This is a genomic window from Rhodococcus sp. LB1 (genome assembly GCF_001583455.1).
GTDB classification, from domain to species: Bacteria; Actinomycetota; Actinomycetes; order Mycobacteriales; family Mycobacteriaceae; genus Rhodococcus_F; species Rhodococcus_F opacus.
In genome coordinates this window covers 1-23811 of sequence record NZ_LTCZ01000447.1, presented here as the reverse complement: position 1 = coordinate 23811, position 23811 = coordinate 1, and the positions used below count along the sequence as shown (strand labels likewise).

Sequence of the window (23811 nt, the reverse complement as noted above, 5' to 3'; positions counted from 1 at the left end):
AAGCGGCGCGGTACGGTGATGTCGTGCGCGACAGTGACAACGGTGACTCCCCGAGGCCGGGTTCTCAGTCCTCGCTGAAGTCCGCCAACCAGCACCGTGTGGTCCGCGCGCTCCAGACGTCGGGTGAGCTCACCCAGGCGGAGATCGCGCGCCGCACCGGGTTGGCGCCCGCCACCGTGTCCAACATGGTCAAGGAATTGACCGCGGCCGGGATGGTTGCCGTGCCGGGCGGCGACCATCCGGGCCAGCGGGGCCGTGCGGTGAAGCTGACCCGCAAGATGGGGCTCGCCGTCGGGATCGACTTCGGGCATCGCCATCTCACCGTGGCCGTCGCCGACATGGCACACGAGGTGCTCGCCGAGGAGCGCGTCGAACTCGGTGCAGGGCACCGCGCCGCGGACGGCGTGGTGCAGGCGGGCGCTCTTCTCGACGCGGCGCTCGATCGCCTCGGCTGCGACCGTACGTCCGTCCTCGCGGTCGGGATGGGTCTCCCCGCTCCGCTCGAGACCGACACCGGCGAGGTCGGTGGCCCGTCGATCCTCCCGGGGTGGGTCGGTGTCGATGCGGCCGCCATCGCGTCGGAGTATCTCGGCACCGCGGTGCACGTCGACAACGACGCGAACCTCGGCGTGCTCGCCGAGCACATGTGGGGAGCGGGCCGCGGAACCACCGATCTCGCCTACATCAAACTGTCCGACGGAGTCGGTGCCGGCCTCGTCCTCGACGGCCGGCTGTACCGCGGAAGAGGCGGCACCGCAGGCGAAATCGGCCACCTGACACTCGACGAGTTCGGTCAGGTATGCCGCTGCGGCAACCGCGGCTGCCTCGAGACCCTCGTCGCCTCGCACGTCGTGATCGGGTTGCTCGCCCCGAGTCGCGGTCCCGATCTCACCATCGCCGACATCGTCGCGATGGCCGAGGGCGGCGACGCCGCCTGCATCCGGGTGCTCGCCGACACAGGGCGGCACGTCGGCGTCGCGGTAGCGAGTCTGTGCAACCTCGTCAATCCCGAACGACTCGTCATCGGCGGCGAACTCGCGCTGGCCGGCGAACTTCTGCTCGGGCCGATGCGCGAGGTGGTCGGCCGCTACGCGGTGCCCAGTGCGGTCCGTTCCCTGGACATCCGCGTGGCCGAACTCGGCCCCCGGGCGCAGGTGCTCGGCGCCGTCGCGCTGGGTCTGCGATCTGCGCTTCCGGCCTGACTGTTCGCCGCTGAATTCTCCCACCAGTTCGTGGGGCGCACTCTGCGCACATCGCGGTGATCGCGTTCAAGGATGAACATTTGTGCGGTGAAAATCGTCTATTTGTGTTCATATCTTGACGGTTCCCCGTTTCGTTGCCTACTGTGTTCCGCACCACAACGAATGCGCTCTCGCGCAGGCCTCGGCTCGATCCGAGACTCGATCACCCCCTTGCTCACGAGGAGTCCTATGACTGAAAACGTCCTGTTGCCCGGCGCGGAATCGCCCGGCGACACAGCAGAGGGCACTTCGGTTCCCGTCCGTATCGCGGTCGTCGCCGCACTCGGCGGGTTGCTGTTCGGCTACGACAGTGCGGTGATCAACGGCGCGGTGTCGGCGATCGAGGGCAAGTTCCAGGTCGATTCCGCTCTCCTCGGATTCGCGATCGCCTCGGCACTGCTGGGCGCCGCGGCGGGAGCGATGCTGGCCGGGCGGATCGCCGACCGGTACGGACGCCTCGTCACCATGCGGGCCGCTGCCGTGATGTTCCTGCTGAGCGCCATCGGCACCGGATTCGCGGCCAACGTCGAGATGCTGGTGACGTTCCGGATCGTCGGCGGCATCGGTGTGGGTCTGGCCTCGGTCATCGCACCCGCCTACATCGCCGAGATCTCGCCCGCCCGGGTGCGTGGACGTCTCGGGTCGCTGCAGCAACTCGCGATCGTCACGGGCATCTTCGTCTCGCTCCTGGTCGACTATGCCCTCGCTGCCCTCGCCGGCGGGTCGCAGGAAGAACTCTGGTTCGGGCTCGAGGCCTGGCGCTGGATGTTCCTCGCGATGTGCGTGCCCGCACTGGCCTACGGACTGCTGTCGCTGACGATTCCCGAATCCCCCCGATATCTGATCGCCCAGGGCCGCCTCGGCGAAGCCCGCGGCATCCTCGCGGTCCTGCTCGGCGAGAAGGGCCTGGACCTCAAGATCGAGAGCATCCGGTCGACGCTGGCCCGTGAGACGCAACCGTCGATCCGTGATCTGAAGGGCTCCGCGTTCGGCCTGATGCCGATCGTGTGGATCGGTATCGGACTCTCCGTCTTCCAGCAGTTCGTCGGTATCAACGTGATCTTCTACTACTCCAGCGTCCTGTGGCAGGCCGTCGGCTTCGACGAGGGCAGCTCGCTGCAGATCACGGTCATCACGTCGGTGGTCAACATCGCCACCACCCTCATCGCCATCGCGTACATCGACCGTGTGGGCCGGCGACCGCTGCTGATCATCGGCTCCGCCGGTATGGCCGTGACGCTCGCGACCATGGCGTTCATCTTCGGAACCGCGTCCACCACCGTCGTGGACGGCGTCACGACGCCGCACCTGACCGGACTGCAGGGCCCGATCGCCCTCGTCGCCGCCAACCTCTTCGTGGTGGCCTTCGGAATGTCCTGGGGCCCCGTGGTGTGGGTCCTGCTCGGCGAGGCGTTCCCCAACCGCATCCGCGCCGCCGCCCTCTCCCTCGCGGCAGGCGCCCAGTGGGCCGCGAACTGGCTCATCACCGTGACATTCCCGTCCATGAAGGACTTCTCGCTGGGAATCTCCTACGGCTTCTACGCCGTGTGCGCCGTGCTGTCACTCGTCTTCGTCTTGCGCTGGGTCAAGGAGACGAAGGGCGTGGAACTCGAAGCCATGCAATCGGATTCGGTCGCATAAGACTCACCGAGCTATGAGGAAGACACCCGCGAGTACCTCACTCGTGGGTGTCTTCTTCGTCCTTCATCTGCTCGACCGCCGTCGCGGATTCGCTCACGATCGCGCGCATGGCCGCCTCCGCCGCGTCGGCGTCGCCCATCTGAATGGACGACGCCACCACGCCGTGCAGGCGGATTGCTTCGGTCTCGGCGACGTGCGGCATCAGCGAGTGCCGGGTGCGGCCCTCGAGCACCTCCACGACGATCTGCGACATCGCGCGCAACAGGGGATTCCCCGACGCGGTCAGCAGCGTGCGGTGAAAATCGGAGTCGTGGGCCAGGTAGGCGTCCGTGTCCGCGGCGCGGGACGTCGACGACATTCCGATGACGGCCGCCGTCAGCGCCCCGCACTGTTCCGGTGTCGCCCGTGTTGCCGCGAGACGCGCGGCGAGCGGTTCGATACCCGACCGCAGTTCGCTCAGGCTCGACAGTTGTTCGAACCGCTGCGGGCCGGCCAGCTTCCACCGAATCACGCTCGGATCCAGTGAATTCCAGTGCTCCTCACCCAGGACGGTGATCCCGACGCGACGCCGGACGGCCAGCAGTCCGAGCGATTCGAGAACGCGGACCACCTCGCGGACGACGGTGCGGGAGACGGAGTACTGGGTGACCACGTCGTCTGCGGAGATCCGGGTGCCGGGTGCGACGACTCCGGCCACGATGTCGCTACCGAGCCGATCGAGCACCGTTTCGTGCAATTGCCGGTACTCGCCGCCGTCTGCGTTGGTCATCCGCCGATGTTCCCACGGTTGCCCCCATTGAACACACGTTGGCGCGCGATTCAGACTCTAAGTAGTACTTAATCGGATTTGGCCTTGAAATCATATGGTTTATGAGGCAGAGTGACCTGAGTCACGAACAAGGGTCATTCCAACACCGATCTCCCTGGAGCAACAGAATGAGTACCGCGTCACTACTCGCAGCGGCCGACAGTGCCGGCCACGACGCGCGGCTGATCACGGCCGCCGTCGTCGGCGTCGCCGTCATCATCGCGCTGATCACCTGGCTCAAACTCCATCCGTTCCTGGCGCTGTCGATCGGCGCCGTCGGCGTCGGTATCGCCGCAGGTCTGGGTGGGCAAGACTCGGTGAAGTCGTTCGTCGAGGGCTTCGGGGCCACGATGGGCAGCGTCGGAATCCTCATCGGATTCGGTGCCATGTTCGGCAAGTTGCTCGCCGATTCCGGTGGCGCCGACCGCGTCGTCGACACCCTCGTCGGACGAGCGGGCCCGCGGTCGCTGCCGTGGATGATGGCGCTGGTCGGCGCCGTGATCGGCCTGCCGATGTTCTTCGAGATCGGCCTCGTGCTGTTGATGCCCGTCATCATCCTGGTGGCACGGCGTTCGGGACTCTCGCTGATGCGGATCGCGATTCCCACGCTGGCAGGTCTGTCGGCCATGCACGGTCTCGTCCCGCCGCACCCCGGGCCACTGGTCGCGGTGGCGGCCCTGAACGCCAACCTCGGACTCACCCTCGCCCTCGGCGTCCTCGTCGCGATTCCCACCGTGGTAATCGCCGGGCCGCTGTTCAGCAAGCTGGCGGCACGCTGGGTGGACGTCCCCGTCCCCGAGCTCTACGTGACCGTCGAGGACCGGGAAGGCGCCGAGGCAGCCGCCGAGCGTCGCCGGCCCAGCTTCGCGGCAACCCTGTCCGCAATCCTGCTGCCTGTCGTCCTGATGCTGGGCAAGGCGATCGCCGACGTCATCGCCGCCGACTCGGAGTCGCCCGCGAAGGCGCTGCTCGACTTCCTCGGAACACCGGTCGTGGCCCTCGGACTCGCGGTGCTCGCGGGGATGGCGCTCCTCGGCCGGGGCGGTGGCATGGACCGCAAGGCCATCGCCGTCTCGCTGGAGAGTTCACTGCCCCCGATCGCCGGAATCCTCCTCATCGTCGGCGCCGGCGGCGGATTCAAGCAGGTCCTGATCGACACCGGCATCGCCGACGTGATCGCCGACGCGATCAAGGACAGCGCCCTTCCCGTGCTGTTCCTCGCCTGGCTCGTGGCCGTGCTCATCCGCGTCGCCACCGGTTCGGCCACCGTTGCGACGGTGACCGCGTCCGGAATCCTCGCACCCGTCGCTGCCGAACTGACCTCCACGCACGTCTCGCTGATGGTGCTGGCGATCGGGTCCGGCTCGCTGTTCCTGTCGCACGTCAACGACGCGGGATTCTGGCTGGTGAAGGAATACCTCGGTGTCACGGTGGTACAGAACCTGAAGACGTGGACGGTGATGGAATGCATCATCTCCGTCACCGGTCTGGCCGGTGTCCTCGCACTGAGCGTATTCATCTAGAGGGGCTGAGAAATGTCGAGTGAGGTTGGTGAGATGCACGTGAGTACGCGCGAATCTGCAGGACGCACGCCGCAGACCGCGGATCCGGTCCTGGTGCTGATGGGGGTGTCCGGGTCCGGGAAGTCGACGGTCGCCGGGATCATCGCCGGCGCCATGGGCTGGGACCTGCAGGAGGGAGACGCCCTGCACCCACCCGCGAATGTCGCGAAGATGGCGTCGGGGCAGCCGTTGACCGACGAGGACCGCTGGCCGTGGCTCGATGTCGTCGCGGGGTGGATTCGGGAACACACCGAGAACGGTCTTCCCGGGGTCATCACCTGCTCGGCGCTGAAGCGCAGCTACCGCGATGTGTTGCGGGGCGACAACGTCGTCTTCGTGCATCTCGCCGGGTCGCGGGCGCAGATCGGGGAACGGCTGACCGCCCGGCTCGACCACTTCATGCCCCCGTCGTTGCTGGACACACAGATCTCGACGCTCGAACCGATCGAGCCGGACGAGGACGCGATCGTGGTGGACGTGGGCGGATCGCCCACCCAGGTGGCGACCGAGATCATCGCTCGGCTGGAGGAGCGACTGGCTCGGTGAACCTCCGGCAATCGGACGAAAATCAGTCGAAGTCGCTCGGCAGCGGGCGACTTCGACTTACCGTGGCGGGAGGTCTCGGGGAGTGGACGTGACAGTTTCGGGTGCGTTTCTCTCCGGATCGCCCTAGGGTGTCCACTTGGCTGGACAAGCGTCCGATACAACGGAGGGCAGTATGCGAACGCGTGAATCGATCGTGTGGCACTGGGATGTCAGTCGGCGGGCGCGCATGACGTTCTGGTTTGCCAGGGCTTTCGTCAAACCGCTGTTCACGATATGGCCGACGACGGACCGCGGCATCGAACTGCTGGCGACCCTCGACGAGCTGATCGACCGGCTTCCCAAGCCGAAGGGCCTCGACATCGAGGCGATCTCGCTCGGCGGGGTGCCGTGCGAGAAGATCACCCATCCGCGACCCACGATCACGTCGATGGACGGCGCCACCATCCTCTACTTCCACGGCGGCGGATTCGTGTTCTGCGGGCTCGCCACCCACCGGGCACTGTGCGGACTGCTCGCCGCACGTTCGGGTGCGCCTGTCGTCTCGGTCGAGTACCGGCAGCTTCCCAAGGGTGCGATCGGGGCGTCCCTGGTGGACGCCATGACCGCGTATACCGAGGTGTTGAAGGTCTGCGACGACCCCAGCAGGGTGATCGTCGCGGGGGACTCGGCGGGCGGGTACCTCGCGATGAAGGTCGCGGAAGTTGCCGCGTTGCGGGGCCTCACCCGCCCGGCGGCCGTCATCGGGTACTCCCCACTACTCAACCTCGACCTCGAGGATCACGACCCCGATTTCATGAAACGCGACGCGTACCTGCCGATGTCGCAGGTGGCCAAGCTGAAGGATCGCTGGCTGTCCGGGCCCGATCAGATTCCGGGAGCCCAGTCCCCGGTGAACGCGGATCCGGCACTGTTCCCGCCCGTCTTCCTCACCGCCGCCGAATACGAGATCATGCGGCCCGACGTCGAGATCATCACCGACAGGTTCGATCGCGAGGGACGGCAGATCGAGACCCACATCTGGAGTGGGCAGATCCACGCGTTCCCCGTGATCGGCAAGGTGCTGCGGGAGAGTCGCACGATCATCGGGCTCACCGTCGACTTCGCGTCCCGCGCGCTCACGGAGTCGAAGCGGCACTCGGCCTGAACGACCGGAACGGGTGGGCCTGTGCCCACCCGTTCCGCCGTTCGGGTCCTATGCGGGGTTGAGCACCCTGCGTAGCAGCGGTGACACCGTGATCAGCAATCCCAGCAGCGCGACTCCCGTGACGAGCACGAGGCCGGAGTGGAACTGGTGGAACCCGGCGTCACTGATGCCGGTGGCCGCGTGCGATCCGGCGGTGACGAGCGCGGTGGTGAGTGCCAGCACGAGCGCTGCACCGACCTGTGCGGACGTCTGCACGAGACCCGACGCCAACCCCTGCTCGGAGTCGTCGACGCCCGACGTGGCCTGGGCCATGATCGACGTGAAGCCCAGCGCGAAACCGACGCCCAGCAGCAGCACGCTCGGCAGGATCGCGACCGCGTAGTGGGGCTGGTCGCTCCCCGCGAAGAGGAACCACAGGTAGCCGAGGCTCAACGAGGTCAGTGCCGCAATGATCATGCGTGCCGTGCCGAACGCGTCGATCAGGCGTCCGACGAACGGCGATCCGAAGGCCACGATGATGCCGGCGGGCAGGAGACCCAGCGCCATCTCCAGCGGCGACCATCCGAGCACCGACTGCAGGAAGATGGTCATCATGAACTGGAAGCTCAGGTAGGAGCCGAACAGCGCGACGATGCTGAGGTTCGCCCGCACGATCGAGCCGACCCGGAGGATGCTCAGACGCACCAACGGGTGCGCCACCCGGTTTTCCACGACGAAGAACGACGCCAGCAGGGCTGCGGCCAGTGCGAACGACCCCAGCGTGAGCGGGTCGGCCCAGCCGCGGGCCGGTGCCGACACCACGGTGTAGACGGCGAGCAGCATCCCCGACACCAGCGTGGCGGCTCCCACGATGTCGTGTCCGCCGTTGTCGGCGGCGCGGTCGCGGGGGATCAGGATGGCGCCCGCGACCAGGGCGAGAACCGCGAACGGCACCGGCATCAGGAAGGTCCAGCGCCACCCGGCGCTGGTCAGCAGTCCGCCCAGGATCAGGCCGGACGAGTAGCCGCTGGCTCCGAAGACGGAGAAGATCGACAAGGCCCGGTTGCGGGCGGGCCCCTCCTTGAACGTGGTGGTGAGGATGGACATCGCGGTCGGCGCGGTGAACGCTGCGGCGAGTCCCTTCACGAAGCGGCTCGCGATGAGCAGCGTTCCGTTGTCGACGAGTCCGCCGACCAGGGACGCGATCGCGAACACGGTGAGTGCGATCAGGAAGACGCGGCGGCGTCCGAGAAGGTCGGCAGTGCGTCCGCCCAGCAGCAGCAGACCACCGAATCCGAGTACGTATCCGTTGATGATCCATTGGAGCGAGGTGGTGGACAGCCCCAACTCGGTTCCGATGGAGGGCAACGCGACACCCACCATCGAGACGTCGAGACCGTCGAGGAACATGACGAGGCACAGTACGGCCAGGACGCCCCAGAGGCGGGGTGTCCAGGCCTGGTCGGTCGACGGGGTGGCGGTGGCGCCCGACGAGGTGGCGAGGTCCGGGGTGGCGTCGCTGATAGTCACAGAGAGAATGTAGATGCACGTGCAATCAATGCGCAAGCACTAATTTTGTCTGCATTTAATTCGCTTGCACCTTTTTCGTGCGCGCGCTAGGGTGCGGTTCATGAGCTCTGAAGCAGACCTGCGCGGCACGTGGCGGCTGCTCGCGAGCAGATACAACTCGATCGCCTGCGAGTTGGATCGTGAGATGCAACACGCTCACGGCCTGAGCATGAGCGATTTCGAGACGCTCGACCGGTTGATGGACGCCACCTGCGAGCGACCGCGCATGCAGGATCTGGCGGCCGAGATGTACCTCAGCCCCAGCGCCCTGTCCCGGAGCGTGGCCCGGCTGGAGAAGGCAGGCCTGGTCGCGCGGGCGCTGTGCGAGGCGGACCGGCGAGGCGTGTTCGTCGACGTCACCGACGCCGGCCGCGACGTGCACGCCGACGCCAAGAAGATTCAGGTGGGCGTGCTCACCGAAAGGCTTTCGGACGCAACCTGACCCGTCAGGTCAGCGAGGTGGGTGTCGCGTAGTCGTCGGACGGGAATTCGCCGTCGACGACGGCTGTCACCACGGTGTTCTCGAGCGTGATCGCCCCTCCGTGATTGTCCAGGAATGCCGTGTCCGCGGCGTCGCGACCCGTCGCGATCCGCAGGAGTGCCGAACGCGGAGCCAATCGGGTCGCGTCGACCACACGCCATTCGTGATCGACGAACGCCTCGACGACAGCATGGAAGTCCATCGGATCGCACCCCGGCGCGTACACGGCCACCAGCCGCGCCGGAATGGTGACGGCCCGCAGAAGCGCCACCGTGAGGTGGGCGAAGTCACGGCACACGCCCGCCCCGGACAGCATCGTGTCGACGGCGCTGTCGGTGGATCTGCTCGAACCCGCCTGGTACAGCAGTCGCGATCCCACCCACGTGGTGATGTCCTGCAGTAGTTCCGGGTGCGGCTTGGACAGATTGAATTCGCCGCCGGTGAAACCGAAGAACTTGTCCGCCTCCGCATATCGGCTCGGGCGCAGATACTTCGACAGGTCGTAGTCGGTGACCGGAGGCGAATCGGCCTTACCTGCAACCGAAGCCGAGTACTCGACGTGCAGCGAACCGGGTTCGCTGTCCAGGAGGTGGACGCGAGTGCCGTGCTCCGCCACCATCTCTCGTGCCTCCACACGGTTCCCGTCGAGGGTGAACGTCAGCGACTCCGACAACTCCGAACCGGGGGTCCGGGCCACCGCGATCTTGAATTCGAGACTGGTGGCGTCGGTGACCTCGATGTCGAGAGTGGCGCTGACGTGACGTTTCATCAGCCCATCCTGGCATCCATTGTCCGGGGGTGCAGAACACCCCCGCCGAAGTCAGGCCTGCACGCGTGGCCGCAACCACGCGACGAGGTCGTCGAGTACCTCCTCGTTCTCCGGTTCGTTGAACACCTCGTGGAACAGGTTTTCGTAGATCTCCACCGTGAGATCCTCCGAACCGACGTACTCCGCGATCAGTTCCGTACCGTGCACACTCGCGAGTCCGTCGTCCTGGCCGTGCTGGAGCAGCAGGGGAACCGTCAACGACGGCAGACGTTCCGGCAACCGTTCGGCGGCGAGGATCATTCCGCGTGCAATCCCGGCAGGCACCTTTCCGTGGTGGACGAGGGGATCCTCCTCGTAGGCCGACACGACCGCAGGATCGCGGGAGACCAGCTTCGCGTCGAGCGACTCGACGGGCACTCCGGGGAGGAAGCGACCCACCAGCTTGCCGATCTCGACCACGATGCGCGGCGTGCCGCTCGTCACGTCGACCGCAGGCCCGGACAGCATGAGTGCCTTCAGGTCCTGCTGGTGGTCGAGCGCATAGGTCAGCGCGATGGAACCGCCCATGCTGTGCCCGAGGAGGAAGCGGTCGGTGCCGGGCCAGTCCGTCGATGCGATGCCGAACAACTGGTGCAGGTCGTCGGTGAACTCGCTCCAGTCCTTCAGGTGGACCCGTTTGCCGCCCGACCGCCCGTGCCCGCGGTGGTCGGGCGCGTAGATCGCGAGGTCGAGTTCCCCGAGCCGTTCGATCACATGGTCGTAGCGCCGGGCATGCTCCCCGAAGCCGTGGCACAGCACCAGCACGCCGCGCGGGCGCCGCTCGGGGAGCCACACGTCGTAGACGATGGGAATTCCGCCGACGCCGGCGAAGGATGATTCTCGATGCTGCATGATGCCCCTTCGTGGTCCGAATTCGACGACTCAGATCATTGCACGGTGAGGTACCCCGGCACGGGACAAATTAGGGTATCGGTCCCTTCGACAACAGGTCGATGACGGCGCGCGACGTGCGCCGCCGCAGCCACCCGCGCGGTCCGTCCTCGCCGAGCGCGGCGCGGGCGGCGTTCAGGCCCGACACGCCGTGTACGCCCCCACCCGGGTGCGCGGAGGCGCTTCCCAGGTACAGGCCCTGAACCGGCGTCTCCGAACGGGACGTCCCAGGCCCCGGCCGGAAGACCAGCTGCTGATGGAGTTGCGCCGTCCCACCGTTGACGGCGCCACCCACGAGATTCGCGTCGGCCGCCTCGAGATCCGACGGGCGCTGGACGACCCGTCCGACGACCCGCTCCGAGAAGCCCGGTGCGTGCGCCTCGAGGACGTCGTCTACCCGCGCGGCCAGCAGATCGGCGGTCGCGTCGTCGGTGATGTCGCGCGGTAGATGCGTGTACGCCCACGCGCTTTCGGTGCCTTCCGGTGACCTGGTGGGATCCGCGGTCGTCATCTGCCCGAACAGCAGGAACGGGCTGGACGGGACGGTGCCGGTGGTCAGGTCGGCCATCCAGCGGACGAGTCCGTTGTCGTCGGCGCCCAGGTGGACGGTGCCTGCACCGCGCAGGCTGGGCGAACGCCACGGAATCTTCTGCGACAAGGCGTAATTGACCTTCAGGACGGGCGTGTCCCACTCGAAGTGCTCGAGGTCGGCCCGCACGCGGGCGGGGACGGAGTGGCCGGGAAGCAGCGACCCGTACAGTGCTGGCGCTGAGACGTCGGCGATCACCGCCCGACGTGCCGTGTAACGGACACCCGACGCCGTCCGCACACCCACCGCGCGACCCGACCGGACGTCGATCCCGGTCACGGCGTCGCCGTAGTGGAAGTGCGCACCCGCGTGCTCGGCCCGGCGCACCATCGCGGCCGACAACTCGCCCGCGCCGCCCACCGGAACGGGGTAACCGCCGTCCTGGGCGAGCATCGTCAGGATGTAACCCATGACGCCGCTGCCCGGTGCGTCCGGAGGGGTGTCGGCGTGCATCGCGTTACCCAGCAACAGAAGTCGTGCCGCCTCGCTGCGGAACAGTTCATGGGCCATCCGCCGTGCGGGCAGGAGGAGGAATCGGGCCAGCCGCAACGACTCGGCGGTCCCCAGCTGTCGCAGCAGTCGGCTCGGACCACGCACGGGCGGGAACGGGCTGAACAGGGTGCTCAGCAGCGGTTCCTTGATGTCGTGCCACTGCTCGACGAGCGCCGTCCACGCGGCGCCGTCACCAGGTTGGCGGCGTTCGAGGTCGGCGGCCGTGTCGGCGGGGTCGGGATGGATCACCGGCGCGTCCTCGTCGGCGGCCGAGCGGGCGTGCCCGAGCGCGCTGGGCGCGTGACTCCACCGCAGACCGTGCGACTCGAGATCGAGACCGCGGAGCGCCGGCGACACGGTGGACAGGGGATAGAACGCGCTGAACAGGTCCGACGTGAATCCGGGGACGAGTTCCGCCGACCTCACCGCACCGCCGGGCGTCGGCTGCGCCTCCACGACCGCGACGTCCCAGCCCGCATCTGCCAGGGTCGCGGCCGCGACGAGTCCGTTGGGACCGGATCCGATGACCACTGCGTCGACGTTGTTCACTCGCCCAGGCTGTCAGAAAAGGCGGCGCTCCGCTCAGAGGGACGAAGGCGTGAACGTCACCGGCATGTGCTTGAGCCCGTTGATGAAGTTGGAGCGCAGGCGCTGTGCCGGTGCCGTCTGTTCCATGTCCGGCATGCGACGCAGAATTTCACCCAGCATCACCTTCATCTCGGCGCGAGCGAGGTTGGCGCCGAGGCAGAAATGGTGACCGCCGCCGCCGAACGCAATGTGCTGGGAGTAGTGGCCGGTGGGCCGGTCGATGTCGAACGTGTAGGGGTCGTCGAACACCGCCTCGTCGCGGTTCCCCGACATGTGCCAGATGACCACGCGGTCGCCCTCGGCGATCTCGACGTCGTGCAGCACGGTGTCCGTGGTCGCGGTCCGGCGGAACTGCATGACCGGTGTGGCCCAGCGCAACCCCTCCTCGATCAGAGCATCGAGCTTGGACGGATCCTCGAGCACCTTCCTGCGCTCCTCGGGATGCTCCATCAGCGCCAGCTGGGTGTGTGAGATGGCGTTGCGGGTGGTCTCGTTACCCGCGACCGCGAGGAGCATGAAGAACATGTTGAAATCCAGTTCGCCCAGCTTCTCGCCGTGTACATCGGCCTGGATGAGTGCTGTCGCGATGTCGTCGCGCGGGTGCTTCTTGCGGTCCTCGAACATCTCCAGGCTGTACGCGAACATCTGGGCCGCCGCCGCCCGTTCCTGCCCTTCCTCGAGATGGAATTCCGGATCGGACGAGCCGATCATCTGATTCGTCAGATCGAAGATCAGCTTGCGATCTTCCTGGGGCACGCCCAGGAAATCGGCGATCGCCTGAAGCGGGAGTTCGGACGCGACGTCGACCACGAAGTCGCACTCGCCGCGCTCGATCACCGCGTCGACGATGGTCGTGGCCCGCCGCGCGAGAATCTCGTGCAGCTGGCCGATGCGGCGGGGCGTGAAGCCCTTGCTCACGATCTTCCGCAGCGCCGTGTGGTCCGGTGGGTCCATGTTCAACATCATCAGCTGCTGGCCCGCCAGGTCGTCGGGGCTCAGGTCGTCGATGTAGGTGGCGCCTCGCCAGGACGAGTACGTCTCGGCGTCCCGGTTCACCGTCACGATGTCGGCATGCCGGGTGACGCACCAGAACGGGTCGCCGCGCTCGTCGAGGTGCCGGTAGACCGGTGCCTCCCGCCGCAACACTGCGAACATCTCGTGGGGCACGCCCTTCGCGAAGGTGTCCGGGTTGTAGAGATCGACGTCGGCGAGCTGCACTGTCCCTCCTGAGGCCTCACATACGAGAATACGTTCTAGTCCTGGAGGATGTGGAACAACGAAAAACGGCCCCGGAGAATTAAATCTCCGGAGCCGTTTCCAGTGGTAGCGGGGACAGGATTCCACCCCGCGTTGCATTGACAACACTACACCCTTCCCGGAGTGCTCTTGACCAACCCCGGGGAGGGCTAGGTCACATCAGCCGGAACTGGACCATTTCGATGGCATTCTCGATCGCCTCGGAGACCTCCCGCAAGCGTTCGTCTGCGCCCGCCGCAGCGAGGATCTGCAGGCGGTCGGCGTCCCCCATCGGAATGTAGGTGGCGATCTCGTAGAGCCGCGTGCCGAGCGACCCGCGGAAAGCGCCGATGACGGGAACGTCGGGCGGGACGTTGCCGGTCTCCGTCGCGAGACGGCGAAGGAGGCCGTACAGGAATTCGAGTCTCTCGATGAGGGACGGGAATTCGTAGTCCGCCGTCTGGGTGCCGGTGTTCTCGTCCGGCCACACATCGACCTCGGCGATCGGATACGGGTTGTCGGGCAACCACTTCGACACCTTGATCCGTTCCTCCGTGCGGCAGAACAGCTCGTACCGCCCGTCGCCGATCGACGCGTGGGATTCGATCCGCGCGATGGTGCCGACATCGTGGCGGACGTCGCCGCCGCCCACCTCGTTGCCGCGGGCAATGAGAACGACCCCGAAACGGGGGCCGTCCGGTGCGTCCAGGCAGTCGCGAACCAGTTCCTGGTAGCGGGGTTCGAAGACGTGGAGGGGGAGCTGCTGACCGGGCAGCATCGTCGAGCCCAGCGGGAACATGGGGAGCAGAGTCATCAGGGGATTCTCAATCGGGGTACGGGCGTCGCCGGCAGCGGGTCGACGCGATCGATCTCGTCCGTGAGGTGTTCCGACCACGTCAGGAGGCCGGCGATGTCGAGGCCGTGCGGCGCCTCCACCTCGTAATGCCGGATCCGGTCGTGGCCCTGGCGCAGCAGTGACCGCGCGCCGGTCTTGTTGCCCCGCATCAGGTGGGTGAGACCCACCGCGAGCTGTGCGAGCCCCTGCCACAGTTCCCGCTCGTCCTCGGGGGCGATCTTCCACGTTCCCTCGAGGATCTCGTGGGCGTGGAACGGCATGCCGTGGTCGAGTAGCCGCTGAGCCTCGGTGATCGCCTCGTCGGGTGGTAACCGCAGGTCGTCGGGGACGCGCGGCACACCCTCGGCGTCGTGGGGCAGGGGTCGGCCGAGTTCGTCGCGGGGGCGTGCGTTAAGGGGTTTCCCCGTCCCGTCCCTGTCCCGATCGGTCATGGGACAAGGGTAACGCTCAGTCGCGGGTCGGCGAAGGGTTGGCGAGGGCCGCGGCCACACGTTTCGACAGCTCGTCGCGAACCAACCGGACTGTCGCGGACCGCAGGTGAACACGGTCGTCCTGGTGATAGAGGTACCGGCCGTCCGCTTCCACGTCGATCCAGGTCAGTTCGCCCAGAACGGGCTCGTCGAGCCCACTGCGCGCACCCCGGATGCAGATGTATCCGATTCCGGTCCGCGGCCGGCCGACGATCCTTCGCAGGAGAGTGCCGTCGGAGGCTCGGGCGCTCTGCAGGACGGACGCACCGCTGCTTCGATTCTCGAGGTCGTCGGGGTGAGCGGTCAGGGACGGGGTTCGTCCGGGCGCGCAGCCGGGGAGGTCTTTCAGGAGTTGGGTGGTCAGCCAGTCGACGCCCTCGGTGCCGGCGTCGATCCGGATGTCGCCGCGGCCCGGTGCTCCACGCAGCTGTTCGGCGACGACGGCGACCCGGCCACGGATGCTGCCCCTCCGGCGAAGCCCGGAGTCGAGTTCGGGGGAGGGGGCGAGCACCGTGACGGACAGATGCGGATCCCGGAGCGCCTGGATCGCGGCGACCAGTTTCGGTTCGTCGAGCGCGGTCCGCCACTGCTCCAGCTCGCGTTGCTGGACGGCGTACTGATCTTCCGTCGCAGCTGCGGACCGGTATTGCAGCGGGTACGGCATCCGGTCGAGATCGGTTGCCTCCCAAAGACACATGAATTGGGCTGACGTCAGCCGCCAGTTCATGCGCCGATCACCGGGGGTGCGACGGGGTCGAGCTTGCCGATCAGTTCGTTGCCATTGTCGACGGTGATGAGATAGCTCGGCGTCTGATGCTCCGTATCGCCATCGCCGCTGCCGCCCGCTCGGCCGGGCGCACCCATCATCCCAGGTGCCATACCCATTCCGGGACGACTCATGCTCGGCTTCACCGGGGTCGCCGCTGCAGCAGCGGCAGCAGCCCCTGCGCCGGCCGCGACGCCACCGGACGGGATCGGGCCACCAGGAACCACACCACTCGAGTTGGACTCGGAGTCGCGCTTGTCGTTCTTCCGGCGCGCGCTCGACGCCGAACCCCCGACGCCCGATCCCCCGGCACTGGACCCCGACCCTCCGCCGATTCCGCCACCGTAACCCCCGGCACCCGCGCCGCTGCCCGACTGCGAACCGGAACCGGCCGCATTCTGCGCATTCGCGGCGGCAGTCTGTGCGGCCGAGCCGGATCCAGCCCCGGCGCCCATACTGGCAGCGGCCTCGGCATTCGCTGCGGACGTAGCCGCGGCATCATCCCCTGCGGAATCCCCGTCCGCGGAGCTCTCGCTATCCGCCGACGAATCACCCTCGCCCGACGCGGAGGAGGTATTGCTGTCGGCTGTGCCCCAGGAACCGGGACTGCCCGAGCTCGGCGCAGCGACATTCGGATCGACGGAATCGACCCTGCCGTTGGGTGAGCGTGGTGCAGGAAGGACCGGCACATTCGTGCCCACGTCCTGGTAGTTCGGGACGTAGATGTTCTGCAGCTTCCGAATGGCCTCTTCCCTCGCCGCATCCCGCGCTGCTTCCTGAGCTTCGGCGGCGGTGGGTGTGAGGGGAAGAAGGCTGAGGGGTTGCTCCGACATCGGTGCTGGGATGCTGTTTTTCACATCCTGCGCAGCACTGCTGAGAATGTCGAGCTTCACGCCAATTGCTTGCACTCCCGAGGTCAATTGGTCACTCGCACCCGCAAGGGTATCTGTCGCCGCCAGCGCCGCGTCGGCGGCCGCGCCCTCCCACTTTTCGGCAATCGTGTTCTTGAGAAGGGCGAAGCCGAAGCCGATAGGTAGTGAGCCGACGATGGCGTGGCAAGCCTGAGCGAGCCCGCCGATGTCGTCAGGGTTCATTTCCTGCGTCTTCGCGTAAATCTCTGAGTGTTGCCAGCCCTCGAAACTCTCCATCGTGGTGATGTATGGAGGGTCTATTTCGTCTGACCCGAGTTGCTCCGCCGATCTCTGCAACTTGGTGCGGTGCTGATCGCCGGCGCCATTGGGCAGCACCGCGTCGAAGAAGGGAGCGAGTGGGTCCTTCGGTGCCATCGGTCAATCCCCCTTAGGGATAAGTGGCTCAATGATCCGGGCGGTGTCCTCGAGTCCTGCGCACCACTCGGATTCGGGCGCATGCTGGCCGTTTCCCTCGAACACGCTGCGCGTGAAGCCGAGGATGCCATAAGAGGTTTCGATGCTGAGGTCACACGCGTCGGACACACTTGGATCGAAGATCAAGATCGCGCGACGACCGTTGATATCGATGGGTGTCGAGTGGTCCTTCTTCTTCTCTTGTTCTTCTGCGAACGTGATGTTCCCGGACAGCACGTTCATTACGTAGCGGCGCTGTGGAGTGTCATAGCCACAGCCGAGGAAGGTGTAGGTGCCACCTTTGAAGTCGGCGTTCGTCTCGCTCGCCGGATCGTATCCGGACTGGGCAATCGTGGTGTCTGGGATGTCGAGGCAGGGGTCGAAGGTGACTTGAGGGCGATCGGACTGGTCGACGTGCCGGGGAACCCGGGTAGGCGTGACCACGGATTCAATTTCCGATTGAGGTTCAACCTCGGTGCCACACCCTGCCAAGAGTGCCAATGAGAGTGCAGTTATTGCGATTGCGTTGCGTTTCATTGTTCGATTTCTCCGTGGATTCCGACCAGTGCCCGCCCGATGGCCTGTCGGTATCTGCAAACGCGTCGCCCCCGGCCTGAAAGGTGTCCCGCATAGTCTCGATGACGAGACGAAACTGGTTGAGGCGCTCCCTGACGGAACCGGAGCCATCGCCGCCGTTGAACTTGGCGTCGTATCGACCTTGGAGTTCCTTGGCTGAGTCGAATCCACCAAAGCCCGAGACGTACCTCAACTGGTCGGCATTCTTAATCGCCTGATCCATCTGCTCGATCATCGTGTTGCAGATGCCCACGCATCGTTGGATTGCGTCATCTTCCAGACGCAGTGTTTTGCTCATTCCCATCCCCCCAGTACTCGACAGGACCCCCACGGCCGCGTGCGGAGATGCTACCGCACGGGTGCGTCACTCGGTCTAGTGCGCAGCGACCCGATGTTCAGGCCGCGTGGAGGTATTCGATGAGGATGCGTTCCACCGGCGAGCTGATCTGAACCTCACGGAACGGCAACGGTTTCGGGAGTGGTGGTGCGGTTGATCGGTACCGGTGTCCGGTGGGGGTGCGGATCTCGATCTTGTGCAGTCCGCCGGGCAGTTGGTGGGGTATGGCGTTCCACCCTGCGCCTTGTTTGGCGTAGTTGCAGGCCGCGCACAGGCCGGCTCCGTTGTGTTCGGTGGTCGGGCCCTCGTGTTCGCGGGGTTGGATGTGGTCGTGATGCCGGATCGGCGCATCGCACCACGGTGTCCGGCAGGTTCGATCGCGGAGATCGATCATCCTCGCCAACCCGGCGGGGAAGCAGCGGGCCTGGGACTCGGTCGCCGTCAGGGCTCCTGAGTGCGGGTTCGCGTACAGGCGGCGCAGAGTCACCCGCGCCTCGTCCCCGGTGCCTGGATCGATCGCGGCCTGGACTGCCTCCCTGATCCAGTGCCCCGCCAGTGCCGCGGGGACGGGCCCGTACCCCTGCACGTAGGCGGGTTCGGACCCTCGGTCGAGGAGCGCGCGGTCGGATATCACGAGGTTGACGGTGATCGGAGGTGTCGTCGCGGTGTGGGGCGTGCCGGTGACTCGGGAGACGAGGAGGTCGGCCATGATCTGCGACCGCGTTCGCTCGTCACCGGCGGCGAGGATGGAATCGGCGTCACGGGCGAGAGTCGCGTGCACCGCGACCCCCTGTGCCACCGGCAGCAGAGCGCTGACGTACGCCATGGTGTCCGGTGCGGGACGGGAGGTGACCCTCCTGTCCGATACCGCCTTGCGGGCCCGTCGCACCATGGCCTCGGCGTCGACTTCTGCAGCGGCCGCGCGAACTTTCGCGCACACCGCCTGGTCGCCGAGCCCGTCCAATGTTGCCGGGTCGGCGCACAGCAGGTAATCGAGTGCGGTGCGGTCTTCTCGGGTGAGGCACGCGGTTTCGCGGACGAGGATCGTTGCCCGCCACTCGCTGAGTACCCCTCGTTCGAGCAGCGCCAAGGCGCAGGGCATCTCGTGGACGAGAGCGGTCGCCATACCGAGATGACGGCCACCTCGGAACGGTGAGTCCCGCCGTGCCAACGCCACGTGGTTGGCGATGCCTCGCCCTCGCTGTGCGGCCGGCACTTCGCGGTCTGCTCGTGCGGCGCGGATGGAGGCGTCGAGATCTGCGGTCACCCGGGCTTGCACGCCCGCGCAAGAGGCTTTCACCTCTTCGAGTGTGCGGAGTACGTCGATCCGTGTCGCGTCGTCGATATTCCGGTCGAGTTTCGGTAACTCGGCCAGAAATGCGGTCACCGCTGCTGCATCCACCCCGACCCCCCGGCTACCGTTCGATTCCCCCGAATCGAACGTATGTTCTATATTAGCCGACCCCGCGGGACCTTGGCAATACCTAGCCGGCACCCACCATGCGCATGGCGAGGTCTGCGTACAGGTCTGCGACGGCCTCCGGCTCGGTGTAGGCGCCGGCCGGGAACCAGCGGCAGATGTCGACGCACAGCGACATGAGGGCGAGGGTGACACCTTCGCCGTCGGGCACCGTGAATTCGCCGGATGCTGCCCCGGCGTCGACGACGGCACGAACGATGTGGGTGATGTCGCGGCGCAGTTTGACCACGTCGCGATAGTGCTCGGGTGTGAGGGCGTTGAGTTCGTACTGCACGACGCGAGCCTGTGCGTGGTGCGTGGCCTGCCAGCTCGCGAACGCGCCGATCAGCGCCTGCAGTCTCGTCGAGGGCGCCTCGTCGGGGAGGTCTGCACTCACGACAACGTCGAGCGCCGCGGTGTGGCCTTCGTAACTGATCGCGAAGAGCAGTTCTTCCTTGGATCGGTAGTGCGGGTACATCGCGGCGGGGCTCATGTCGAGGCGGGCGGCGATCTCGCGGGTCGTGGTGCCCCCGTAACCGCTGGTCGCGAACGCGTCGACGGCTGCGGCTCGGATGCGGGCGGCAGCCTTGGAAGGGCTGATCACCTGGTTCGGTGATTCGCTCATGTCTTTCTCCATCCTCGGCTGCGCGGCTGTTGACAATACCGCGCCGCACGATCAGTATAAGCAAGCGCTTAGAAAATAAGCACACGCTTACAAGCGTGGACACACCACAGCTGGATTTCGAAAAAGGAGCGGTCATGCGACGCACCCTGTACGGCCCCGATCACGAGGCATTCCGCGAATCGGCCCGGGAGTTCGTGAACCGCAACCTCCTGCCGGTGGCCGACAAGCTCATCGAGCAGCGCTTCATCGATCGTGAGATCTGGCTCGAAGCCGGCCGCAACGGATTCCTCGGCCTCGAGGTCCCCGAGGCGTACGGCGGAAGCGAGGCCGGCGACTACCGGTTCAACGCGGTTCTCGCCGAGGAGCTTTCGCGGGCGAGCGCCGCCGTGTCGTCGAGCTTCGGTATTCACGCCGACGTCGTCGCGCCGTACCTCGTGCAGCTGACGACCGAGGAGCAGAAGCAGCGCTGGCTGCCCAAGTTCTGCACCGGTGAGCTGCTCACCGCAATCGGTATGACCGAGCCCTCCGGCGGTTCCGACCTGGCGTCGCTCAAGACCACCGCGGTCAAGGATGGCGACGACTGGATCATCAACGGTTCCAAGACGTTCATCACCAACGGCTACAACGCCGACCTGGTGATCGTCGCGGCGCGCACCAGCCCCGAGAAGAAGTCCAAGGGCATCACCCTGTTCGCCGTCGAGACGGGCATGGAGGGCTTCGAGCGCGGACGCAAGCTCGACAAGGTCGGCCAGCACGAGTCGGACACCGCCGAGCTGTTCTTCGAGAACGTGCGGGTCCCGTCGACGAACATCATCGGTGAGATCGACCGCGGATTCATTCACATGATGGAGATGCTGCCGCAGGAGCGTGTCGGCGCCGCTGTCTCGAATATCGCGCACGCCGCACCGATCCTCGAAGAGACGATCCAGTACGCCAAGGACCGCAAGGCATTCGGCCAGCCCATCGGCTCGCTGCAGTGGAACAAGTTCCTCCTCGCGGACCTCGTCACCCGTGTCGAGGTCACCCAGGCCTACGTCGACAACTGCGTCGCCGCACACGCCGACGGTGAGCTCACCGCAGTGGACGCCGCCAAGGCCAAGTGGTGGACTGCTCAGGTGCAGAACGAGGTCCTCGACCACTGCGTGCAGCTGCACGGTGGCTACGGATTCATGACCGAGTACCGTGCCGCCCGTGCGTGGATGGATGCCCGTGTCACCAAGATCTGGGCCGGTTCCAACGAGATCATGAAGGAACTGATCGGCCGCGACCTCGGCCTCTGAACCCGTACCCCGTAGCCCGACGACAAAGGAGTCGCTTCGTATGTCCGTTCTCGACAAGTTCAGCTTGACCGATCGGGTGGTCGTCGTGACCGGTGCGTCGTCGGGCCTCGGGGTCGCGTTCGCGCAGGCCGCGGCGGAGGCCGGCGCCGATGTGGTGCTGGCAGCACGTCGCACCGACCGTCTCGAGAAGACCGCCGAACTGGTGCGGGCAGCGGGGCGTCAGGCGTTGTGCGTCGCGACGGACATCGTCGACCCGGCTCAGGCGCAGAACATGATCGACGCGGCCATGGAGAAGTTCGGCCGGGTGGACGTGCTCGTCAACAACGCCGGCGTCGGTACGGCTGTCCCCGCGACGCGGGAGACGCCGGAGCAGTTCCGGCAGGTCGTCGACATCAACCTGAACGGTTCCTACTGGGCGGCGCAGGCGGCGGGCAAGGTCATGAAGCCGGGCAGCGCGATCGTGAACATCGCGAGCGTGCTCGGCCTCACGACCGCGGGACTTCCGCAGGCCGCGTACGCCGCGAGCAAGGCCGGGGTCATCGGCCTCACCCGCGACCTGGCGCAGCAGTGGGGTGCCCGCAAGGGGATCCGCGTGAATGCGATCGCTCCCGGTTTCTTCGAGACGGAGATGACGGACCAGTACCAGGACGGGTATCTGGAATCGATGAAATCGCGGCTGGTTCTCGGTCGCCTCGGCGATCCGGAGGAGCTGGCCGCGACCGTGGTCTGGCTCGCGTCGGATGCCGCTGCATACGTCACCGGTCAGACGATCGCGGTGGACGGCGGCATCACCATCACCTGAGCGTCGGGTTGGGCGGGGCTGCTGTGCTGGCGTATAAGTAGGAAATGACCACGCGCACCGTCCATGAAGAGTGGGACGACCAGCCCGCCCCGTCGATGGCGGCCACCGATTTGTTGCGGGAGCCTCCGGCGACCCCGCGTGGTGCACGTACGCGCGCGGCGTTGGTGGCGGCCGCGCGGACGGTGTTCGAGCGGTCCGGGTACCTCGACGCCAGGCTCACCGACATCACGAAGGAAGCCAACTGTTCGACGGGGTCGTTCTACACGTACTTCGACAACAAGGAGCAGGTGTTCGCCGCTGTGCTCGAGGTGGCGCAGGAAGACATGATGCACCCGGGTATGAAGCGGGTGCAGGACACCGACGACCCGTACGCCGTCCTGGAGGCGAGTAACCGCGCCTACCTGGAGGCCTATCGGCGTAACGCCAAGCTGATGGGGCTGCTCGAGCAGGTCGCGCACATCGACCCGGCGTTCGCGGACCTGCGGCGTCAGCGGGCCGACGCGTTCATCGCGCGCAACGCGCGGGGCATCGCGGAACTGCAGGCGCGGGGCATCGCAGACAAGGAACTCGACCCGATGCTGGCCTCGCGGGCGTTGTCGGGGATGGTCAGCCGGTTGGCGTACAACGTGTTCGTGGCCAGCGTGAACGGGACCGACGGCACTCCCGTCGACTTCGACGACGTCGTGTTCACCACGACGCGCATCTGGGCAAATGGACTGAGGTTCCCCGATCGGAGCTGAGCTCTCTCCGGCGGCGTGAGCGCGTGGGACACCCGGGTCGACGAAACTGAATCCGACACCGGGTTCAGGTGATTTCTGTGGAAGACTGGGGGCACGTCCGTGTCCCCTCGAGGGAGGAATCTCGTGCAGGTTGCGCAGAAGGTCGCCATCGTCACCGGTGGTGGAGGTGGAATCGGCGGTGCACTCGCGGAGCGGCTCGCCGCCGAGGGGGCCAGGGTCGTCGTCACCGATCTCGATGCCGCATCGGCCCAGGCGGTGTCGGACCGGATCAACGCGACGCGTCCGGGGGCCTCGATCGCCCGCGGTGCCGACGCGTCCGAGGACGCACAGATCGCGTCGGTCATCGACGCCGCGGAGGAGGCGTTCGGCCCCGTCGACCTCTACTTCGCCAACGCGGGTGTCGCGGCCGGGGAGGACCTCGAACCCGACGACGCGGTGTGGGACCTCGCCCTCGACGTGAATGTCCGTGCGCACATCCGTGCGGCACGCCGCCTGGTCCCTGGCTGGATCGAGCGCGGCGAGGGGTACTTCGTCAGCACGGCCTCGGCCGCCGGGCTGCTCACCCAGATCGGTTCCGCCCCCTACTCGGTGACCAAACATGCCGCAGTCGGATTCGCCGAATGGCTGTCCGTCACCTACGGCGACAAGGGCGTCCGCGTCAGCTGCCTGTGCCCGATGGGCGTCAACACCAAGCTGCTCACCGACGACGCCGCGCTGTCGGCCACCGCCGCACGCGCTGTCACCACCGCGGGTTCGGTGCTCGAGCCATCCGCGGTGGCCGAATGCGTGCTCGCCGCAATGGAAGCCGAACAGTTCCTGATCCTTCCGCACCCTGAAGTGCTGGAGATGTACCGGCACAAGGGCGCCGACTACGACCGATGGATCCGGGGAATGCGCCGCTACCAGGCCTCGCTCCTCGCCCAGCCGTCCTGATCCGACCGCACGAGGAGTCCGCATGTCGCTGTTCGACTTATCCGATCGCGCCCAGCAGTTGCAGACC

At 66.6% G+C, this 23811-nt stretch carries 24 protein-coding genes; 10 read left to right on the top strand and 14 right to left on the bottom strand.

Translation table 11 applies throughout. The features are described 5' to 3' along the window. Nucleotides 1-23 precede the first annotated feature (23 nt). Together AZG88_RS48990 and AZG88_RS48985 are read left to right on the top strand one after the other, a co-directional pair. Nucleotides 24-1202, top strand: coding sequence for an ROK family transcriptional regulator (locus tag AZG88_RS48990; RefSeq protein WP_005251402.1), 1179 nt, complete (start codon nucleotides 24-26; stop codon nucleotides 1200-1202). A 228-nt stretch (nucleotides 1203-1430) separates the two neighbouring features. Beyond that, complete coding sequence (locus AZG88_RS48985; protein WP_005251404.1) at nucleotides 1431-2882, top strand: sugar porter family MFS transporter; 1452 nt, start codon at nucleotides 1431-1433, stop codon at nucleotides 2880-2882. Nucleotides 2883-2919: 37 nt separating this feature from the next. Here AZG88_RS48985 and AZG88_RS48980 read toward each other — a convergent pair whose 3' ends face one another. Then, a complete protein-coding gene (locus tag AZG88_RS48980) occupies nucleotides 2920-3651 on the bottom strand; it encodes a FadR/GntR family transcriptional regulator (protein WP_005251406.1) in 732 nt (243 codons plus the stop codon). Nucleotides 3652-3818: 167 nt separating this feature from the next. On the opposite strand from AZG88_RS48980, the gene AZG88_RS48975 reads away from it, so the two are divergent. From AZG88_RS48975 to AZG88_RS48965, 3 genes are all read left to right on the top strand, one after another. After that, on the top strand, nucleotides 3819-5213 hold the full coding sequence (locus AZG88_RS48975; RefSeq protein ID WP_005251408.1) for a GntP family permease: 1395 nt from the start codon (nucleotides 3819-3821) through the stop codon (nucleotides 5211-5213). 33 nt (nucleotides 5214-5246) lie between these two features. Further along, nucleotides 5247-5798, top strand: coding sequence for a gluconokinase (locus tag AZG88_RS48970; RefSeq protein ID WP_005573887.1), 552 nt, complete (start codon nucleotides 5247-5249; stop codon nucleotides 5796-5798). 172 nt (nucleotides 5799-5970) lie between these two features. Next, nucleotides 5971-6942 (top strand): alpha/beta hydrolase, encoded by a 972-nt coding sequence (locus tag AZG88_RS48965; protein ID WP_025433210.1) that lies wholly within the window; start codon nucleotides 5971-5973, stop codon nucleotides 6940-6942. Between the two features lie 48 nt (nucleotides 6943-6990). Here AZG88_RS48965 and AZG88_RS48960 read toward each other — a convergent pair whose 3' ends face one another. Next, entirely contained in the window at nucleotides 6991-8487 is a 1497-nt protein-coding gene (locus tag AZG88_RS48960) for an MFS transporter (RefSeq protein ID WP_061701611.1), read from the bottom strand. 64 nt (nucleotides 8488-8551) lie between these two features. Between AZG88_RS48960 and AZG88_RS48955 the strand changes: the two genes are divergently transcribed. Then, nucleotides 8552-8932: a MarR family winged helix-turn-helix transcriptional regulator gene (locus tag AZG88_RS48955; protein WP_061041969.1), complete on the top strand. Its 381-nt coding sequence runs from the start codon at nucleotides 8552-8554 to the stop codon at nucleotides 8930-8932. A 4-nt stretch (nucleotides 8933-8936) separates the two neighbouring features. Here AZG88_RS48955 and AZG88_RS48950 read toward each other — a convergent pair whose 3' ends face one another. The 12 genes from AZG88_RS48950 to AZG88_RS48895 form a co-directional block, all read right to left on the bottom strand. Then, nucleotides 8937-9740: a transglutaminase-like domain-containing protein gene (locus tag AZG88_RS48950; protein WP_061041953.1), complete on the bottom strand. Its 804-nt coding sequence runs from the start codon at nucleotides 9738-9740 to the stop codon at nucleotides 8937-8939. Between the two features lie 51 nt (nucleotides 9741-9791). Then, nucleotides 9792-10631, bottom strand: a complete 840-nt coding sequence (locus tag AZG88_RS48945) for an alpha/beta hydrolase (protein ID WP_061701609.1) — start codon at nucleotides 10629-10631, stop codon at nucleotides 9792-9794. Nucleotides 10632-10701: 70 nt separating this feature from the next. Beyond that, complete coding sequence (locus tag AZG88_RS48940; RefSeq protein WP_061041951.1) at nucleotides 10702-12300, bottom strand: phytoene desaturase family protein; 1599 nt, start codon at nucleotides 12298-12300, stop codon at nucleotides 10702-10704. A gap of 33 nt (nucleotides 12301-12333) precedes the next feature. Next, on the bottom strand, nucleotides 12334-13557 hold the full coding sequence (locus AZG88_RS48935; RefSeq protein ID WP_005251428.1) for a cytochrome P450: 1224 nt from the start codon (nucleotides 13555-13557) through the stop codon (nucleotides 12334-12336). A 193-nt stretch (nucleotides 13558-13750) separates the two neighbouring features. Beyond that, nucleotides 13751-14389 carry an LON peptidase substrate-binding domain-containing protein gene (locus AZG88_RS48930; protein ID WP_005569482.1) on the bottom strand — a complete coding sequence of 213 codons (639 nt, stop codon included), beginning with the start codon at nucleotides 14387-14389 and terminating at the stop codon, nucleotides 13751-13753. After that, nucleotides 14389-14862: a DUF309 domain-containing protein gene (locus tag AZG88_RS48925; protein ID WP_005251430.1), complete on the bottom strand. Its 474-nt coding sequence runs from the start codon at nucleotides 14860-14862 to the stop codon at nucleotides 14389-14391. The genes AZG88_RS48930 and AZG88_RS48925 overlap by 1 nt, the downstream gene beginning before the upstream one ends. A gap of 16 nt (nucleotides 14863-14878) precedes the next feature. Further along, nucleotides 14879-15628, bottom strand: coding sequence for an ESX secretion-associated protein EspG (locus tag AZG88_RS48920; protein ID WP_061701607.1), 750 nt, complete (start codon nucleotides 15626-15628; stop codon nucleotides 14879-14881). Continuing rightward, complete coding sequence (locus tag AZG88_RS48915) at nucleotides 15625-16953, bottom strand: hypothetical protein (protein ID WP_061701605.1); 1329 nt, start codon at nucleotides 16951-16953, stop codon at nucleotides 15625-15627. Before AZG88_RS48915 ends, AZG88_RS48920 begins: the two co-directional genes overlap by 4 nt. A 3-nt stretch (nucleotides 16954-16956) precedes the next feature. Next, complete coding sequence (locus AZG88_RS48910; protein WP_231914492.1) at nucleotides 16957-17436, bottom strand: DUF3558 domain-containing protein; 480 nt, start codon at nucleotides 17434-17436, stop codon at nucleotides 16957-16959. Between the two features lie 22 nt (nucleotides 17437-17458). After that, the gene (locus tag AZG88_RS48905) at nucleotides 17459-17866 is read right to left on the bottom strand and encodes a hypothetical protein (RefSeq protein ID WP_231914491.1); all 408 of its coding nucleotides are present in this window, start codon (nucleotides 17864-17866) and stop codon (nucleotides 17459-17461) included. Nucleotides 17867-17963: 97 nt separating this feature from the next. Then, nucleotides 17964-19307, bottom strand: a complete 1344-nt coding sequence (locus tag AZG88_RS48900; protein WP_061701602.1) for an HNH endonuclease — start codon at nucleotides 19305-19307, stop codon at nucleotides 17964-17966. 82 nt (nucleotides 19308-19389) lie between these two features. Next, complete coding sequence (locus tag AZG88_RS48895; RefSeq protein ID WP_037182564.1) at nucleotides 19390-19989, bottom strand: TetR/AcrR family transcriptional regulator; 600 nt, start codon at nucleotides 19987-19989, stop codon at nucleotides 19390-19392. Nucleotides 19990-20123: 134 nt separating this feature from the next. Between AZG88_RS48895 and AZG88_RS48890 the strand changes: the two genes are divergently transcribed. The 4 genes from AZG88_RS48890 to AZG88_RS48875 all read left to right on the top strand — a co-directional run bounded on the left by AZG88_RS48890 (nucleotide 20124) and on the right by AZG88_RS48875 (nucleotide 23744). Then, nucleotides 20124-21269: an acyl-CoA dehydrogenase family protein gene (locus tag AZG88_RS48890; protein ID WP_005251441.1), complete on the top strand. Its 1146-nt coding sequence runs from the start codon at nucleotides 20124-20126 to the stop codon at nucleotides 21267-21269. A 40-nt stretch (nucleotides 21270-21309) separates the two neighbouring features. Further along, complete coding sequence (locus AZG88_RS48885; protein ID WP_061041943.1) at nucleotides 21310-22071, top strand: SDR family NAD(P)-dependent oxidoreductase; 762 nt, start codon at nucleotides 21310-21312, stop codon at nucleotides 22069-22071. A 44-nt stretch (nucleotides 22072-22115) separates the two neighbouring features. Then, nucleotides 22116-22811 (top strand): TetR/AcrR family transcriptional regulator, encoded by a 696-nt coding sequence (locus AZG88_RS48880; RefSeq protein ID WP_005251444.1) that lies wholly within the window; start codon nucleotides 22116-22118, stop codon nucleotides 22809-22811. A gap of 123 nt (nucleotides 22812-22934) precedes the next feature. Further along, nucleotides 22935-23744: an SDR family oxidoreductase gene (locus AZG88_RS48875; protein ID WP_025433206.1), complete on the top strand. Its 810-nt coding sequence runs from the start codon at nucleotides 22935-22937 to the stop codon at nucleotides 23742-23744. The last annotated feature ends 67 nt before the right edge of the window (nucleotides 23745-23811 follow it).

Bases quoted from the DNA above. Each gene is read 5' to 3' on its own strand.
- AZG88_RS48890 (WP_005251441.1), top strand. From the start codon at position 20,124: ATGCGACGCACCCTGTACGGCCCCGATCACGAGGCATTCCGCGAATCG.
- AZG88_RS48980 (WP_005251406.1), bottom strand. From the start codon at position 3,651: ATGACCAACGCAGACGGCGGCGAGTACCGGCAATTGCACGAAACGGTG.
- AZG88_RS48885 (WP_061041943.1), top strand. From the start codon at position 21,310: ATGTCCGTTCTCGACAAGTTCAGCTTGACCGATCGGGTGGTCGTCGTG.
- AZG88_RS48970 (WP_005573887.1), top strand. From the start codon at position 5,247: ATGCACGTGAGTACGCGCGAATCTGCAGGACGCACGCCGCAGACCGCG.
- AZG88_RS48965 (WP_025433210.1), top strand. From the start codon at position 5,971: ATGCGAACGCGTGAATCGATCGTGTGGCACTGGGATGTCAGTCGGCGG.
- AZG88_RS48920 (WP_061701607.1), bottom strand. From the start codon at position 15,628: ATGAACTGGCGGCTGACGTCAGCCCAATTCATGTGTCTTTGGGAGGCA.
- AZG88_RS48925 (WP_005251430.1), bottom strand. From the start codon at position 14,862: ATGACCGATCGGGACAGGGACGGGACGGGGAAACCCCTTAACGCACGC.
- AZG88_RS48880 (WP_005251444.1), top strand. From the start codon at position 22,116: ATGACCACGCGCACCGTCCATGAAGAGTGGGACGACCAGCCCGCCCCG.
- AZG88_RS48895 (WP_037182564.1), bottom strand. From the start codon at position 19,989: ATGAGCGAATCACCGAACCAGGTGATCAGCCCTTCCAAGGCTGCCGCC.
- AZG88_RS48905 (WP_231914491.1), bottom strand. From the start codon at position 17,866: ATGAGCAAAACACTGCGTCTGGAAGATGACGCAATCCAACGATGCGTG.
- AZG88_RS48950 (WP_061041953.1), bottom strand. From the start codon at position 9,740: ATGAAACGTCACGTCAGCGCCACTCTCGACATCGAGGTCACCGACGCC.
- AZG88_RS48915 (WP_061701605.1), bottom strand. From the start codon at position 16,953: ATGGCACCGAAGGACCCACTCGCTCCCTTCTTCGACGCGGTGCTGCCC.
- AZG88_RS48930 (WP_005569482.1), bottom strand. From the start codon at position 14,389: ATGACTCTGCTCCCCATGTTCCCGCTGGGCTCGACGATGCTGCCCGGT.
- AZG88_RS48945 (WP_061701609.1), bottom strand. From the start codon at position 10,631: ATGCAGCATCGAGAATCATCCTTCGCCGGCGTCGGCGGAATTCCCATC.
- AZG88_RS48985 (WP_005251404.1), top strand. From the start codon at position 1,431: ATGACTGAAAACGTCCTGTTGCCCGGCGCGGAATCGCCCGGCGACACA.
- AZG88_RS48975 (WP_005251408.1), top strand. From the start codon at position 3,819: ATGAGTACCGCGTCACTACTCGCAGCGGCCGACAGTGCCGGCCACGAC.
- AZG88_RS48955 (WP_061041969.1), top strand. From the start codon at position 8,552: ATGAGCTCTGAAGCAGACCTGCGCGGCACGTGGCGGCTGCTCGCGAGC.